This window comes from Streptomyces palmae (assembly GCF_004684805.1).
GTDB lineage: Bacteria > Actinomycetota > Actinomycetes > Streptomycetales > Streptomycetaceae > Streptomyces > Streptomyces palmae.
In genome coordinates, this window is record NZ_SRID01000525.1 from 1 (window position 1) to 3651 (window position 3651).

2 protein-coding genes and 1 pseudogene are annotated in these 3651 nt (G+C 73.2%); all 3 read right to left on the reverse strand.

Going from position 1 to position 3651, the window contains the following annotated elements:
* Nucleotides 1–380 (reverse strand): annotated as a pseudogene (locus E4099_RS30360) (hypothetical protein); the annotation flags it as partial.
* 507 nt (nt 381–887) lie between these two features.
* Nucleotides 888–1994, reverse strand: a complete 1107-nt coding sequence (gene prfB / locus E4099_RS30365) for a peptide chain release factor 2 (protein WP_135342319.1) — start codon at nt 1992–1994, stop codon at nt 888–890.
* Nucleotides 1995–2176: 182 nt separating this feature from the next.
* On the reverse strand, nt 2177–3496 hold the full coding sequence (locus E4099_RS30370; protein WP_135342320.1) for a serine/threonine-protein kinase: 1320 nt from the start codon (nt 3494–3496) through the stop codon (nt 2177–2179).
* Between the last annotated feature and the right edge of the window lie 155 nt (nt 3497–3651).

Sequence of the window (3651 nt, forward strand, 5' to 3'; positions counted from 1 at the left end):
TCCGTCGGCTTCGTCGGCGGGTCCGTCGGCTTGGTCGGCGGGTCCGTCGGCTTCGTGGGCGGGTCCGTCGGCTTGGTCGGCGGATCGGTCGGCTTGGTGGGCGGGTCCGTCGGCTTCGTCGGCGGGTCCGTCGGGATGGTGGGCGGGTCCGTCGGAGTGGTCGGCGGGTCCGTCGGAATGGTGGACGGGTCGTCGTCCGGGGCCTTGACCGCGCTGACGTTCAGGCCGTTCTGGTCGACACTGGCGTGGGCCGCCGTGCCGCCGATGCCCACGTCGATTCCGGCGGCCGAGGCGGCACCGGCGGCGGTGAGGGACGCGCCGGCCGCGATCACCGCACCTGCCGCGATCCGCGCGACCCGCAGCCGCGTCTTCTTCGTCATCTGCCTGCTACCCCCAGTAGCTGAGCTGGTTTATAGGGCAGCGCTCGGGGCATCGGCCTGCGGGGGTTCTGGGTCGCGGACCCGGCCATGCGGCGGTCCGGCGCCCCCCATCACACGCGCCCCAGAGATACGCATGCCGCGCGTCAGCTTTCCCAGTTTCCGACAACCCGTCAAGAGCATTGCGTACGAGATGTCCCGTATGCGGGGGCTTGACAGCCATACGGGTACGCGACTGTGACGAAAAAGGGGCTGGCGGTGGTGGGGAGCGGCACGCTCAACGGCTGCCGCACCGGCGGTTCCTGGCCGGATGGCCGCTGCGCGCGGCCGGGCCGCGGGGCACCGTGGATGTGGTGTCTGCGGCGTGGGAGCCGGTACGCCGCGGGGCGCTGTGCCGACTCGGCCTCGACCTGGTCTCGGCTCAGCCCCGGCTGCGGCTGTTCGGATCGGCTCAGGCCCGGCGCGAGGCCGGGCCCTGGGCAGTGGCGCGGGGCGCCGCCCGACCGCCGACTACTTCTCCTGCTGCTTGCGCCAGCGGATGCCCGCCTCGAGGAAGCCGTCGATCTCCCCGTCGAGCACCGACTGCGGGTTGCCCACCTCGAACTCGGTGCGCAGGTCCTTGACCATCTGGTACGGGTGCAGGACGTACGAACGCATCTGGTTGCCCCAGGAGTTGCCGCCGTCGCCCTTGAGCGCGTCCATCTTGGCCTGCTCCTCCTGGCGGCGGCGCTCGAGGAGCTTGGCCTGGAGGACGTTCATCGCGGTGGCCTTGTTCTGGATCTGCGAGCGCTCGTTCTGGCAGGAGACCACGATGCCGGTCGGGAGGTGGGTGAGTCGCACCGCCGAGTCGGTGGTGTTCACGCCCTGGCCGCCGGGGCCGGAGGAGCGGTAGACGTCCACGCGCAGCTCGGACTCGTCGATCTCGATGTGGTCGGTCTGCTCGACCACCGGGAGCACCTCGACGCCGGCGAAGGACGTCTGGCGGCGGCCCTGGTTGTCGAAGGGCGAGATCCGGACCAGCCGGTGGGTGCCCTGCTCCACGGAGAGGGTGCCGTAGGCGTAGGGCGACTGGACGGCGAAGGTGGTCGACTTGATGCCGGCCTCCTCCGCGTAGGAGGTCTCGTACACCTCGGTCTTGTAGCCGTGCCGCTCGGCCCAGCGCAGGTACATCCGCTGCAGCTGCTCGGCGAAGTCGGCGGCGTCCACGCCGCCCGCCTCGGCGCGGATGTTGACCAGCGCCTCACGGGCGTCGTACTCGCCGGACAGGAGGGTGCGGACCTCCATCTCCTCGACGGCCTTGCGCACCGACTCCAGCTCGGTCTGCGCCTCGGCGCGGGCGTCGGCGTCGTCCTCGGCGTCGGCGAGCTCGAAGAGCACCTCGACGTCGTCGATCCGGCTGCGCAGCTCCTCGATCCGGCGCAGGTGCCCCTGCAGGTAGGAGAGCTTGCTGGTGATCTTCTGCGCGTTCTCCGGGTTGTCCCAGAGGGACGGCGCCGCCGCCTGCTCCTCGAGCACGGCGATGTCGGCCCTCATCTTGTCCAGATCGAGGACCGCCTCGATCGACCCCATGGTGGAGGAGAGGGACTTCAGCTCTTCGGATACATCGACGACTGCCACGGGACCAGCGTAACGGCTGTGACGGGAAACCTGTCCCGGCCCGGCCCCGCCCCACTGCGCGGGGCCCTCCCGGGCGGGGCCGCCAGGGCGGCCCCGCCGACCCGGCGGTAGGGCGCCTGACAGCTGTCCGTACGGTGCTGACCTGGGGGTTCTCTTGGGAATCCACGGATGAGGGGGTGCGCTCAGGGGGTGCCGGGGTTCTCCGGGGCGGAGTGCTCGGTGCCCTCCTTGGGCTGCTCGCCTCCGTCGTCGCCGCCGAACGCCAGGTAGCCCAGCCCGGCGATCGCGACCACCGCCGCCGCGGCCGCCCCCAGCCTGACCCGGCGGCGCCGGACCGCCGCGGAGACGGTGCGGTTGCGGGCCGAGCCGGCCCGCCGCTGGCCGGCGGCGCGGGGCGTCCGGGCGGTGCCGTGCGCCCCGCCGGCCAGCTCGTCCGCGTCCGGCACCCGCATGCTGGTGTGGGTCTCCCGGTTGGAGTCGGGCACCGCGCCCGGCACCAGCGGTACCGCGCCGCGGCGCCGGGCCGGGCCCCGCCCGCTCGGGTCGGCGGGCGGGCGGCCCGCCGGGTCCGCGGGGTGACCGCCGTCCTGGCCGGCCTCGTAGCCACCGGCCGCCGGACCGTCCTCCTCCGGCTCGTCGATGTCCAACGGCGGGTATCCGGCCAGGCTGGGCAGCAGCTCCCGCAGCCGGGCGGCCAGCTCGGAGGCGCGCAGCCGGGAGGCGGGCGCCTTGGCCAGGCACTGCACCAGCAGCTGCCACAGTTCGTCGGGGACGCCGGGGAGCGGGGCGACGGTCTCCGTGACATGGCGGCGGAGCACCGCGCCGGGGTGCCCGCCGCCGAACGGGGTGAAGCCCGCCAGCAGCTCGTACAGCACCGTGGCCAGGGCGTAGACGTCCACGCTGGCCCGGGGCGGCAGACCCTCGATGATCTCGGGGGCGAGGTAGTCCGGGGTGCCGATGACCCGGGTGGTGGTGCGCCCGGAGGTGGTGGGCGCGACCCGGTTGGGCGAGTCCACCAGCCGGGCGATGCCGAAGTCGGTGAGCAGGGCCGGGTGCGCGCCGCCGGGGCCGAGCGGGCCCTGCATGTCCAGCAGGACGTTCTCCGGCTTGACGTCCCGGTGCACGATGCCGGCCGCGTGCGCGGCGGCCAGCCCGTCGGCGACCCCCGCCACGATGGCCACCGCGGCCTCCGGGGCGAGCCGGCGCTCCCGTTCCAGCCGGGTCCGCAGATCGGTGCCGCGTACGAGGTCCATGACGAGCGCCAGATCGTTGCCGTCCACGACCAGGTCCCGCACGCCGACCACATTGGGGTGGTCCAGGCCGAGCAGCGCGGCCCGCTCCTGGACGAACCGGCCGACCAGTTCCTGGTCGGAGGCGAGCTCCTCGCGCAACAGCTTGATGGCGACCGGCCCCTCGGGGCCCTCGCCCAGCCACACCGTGCCGACACTCCCGCGACCGAGGATCTGGTGGGCGGTGTACCGGCTACCGATCTTCCGTGACAAGACTGCTCCGACTCCTCCGACGGGGGCACGTTGGCGACAAAACTACGCGGCCACGGCCCTTGGCGAGCCCCACTGCGCGCCAACTGTCTCTTCTGGGACGGAAAGCACCCTTCGGATGTCGACAAATCCCCAGGATGGGGGTGGGACGCGCGGGG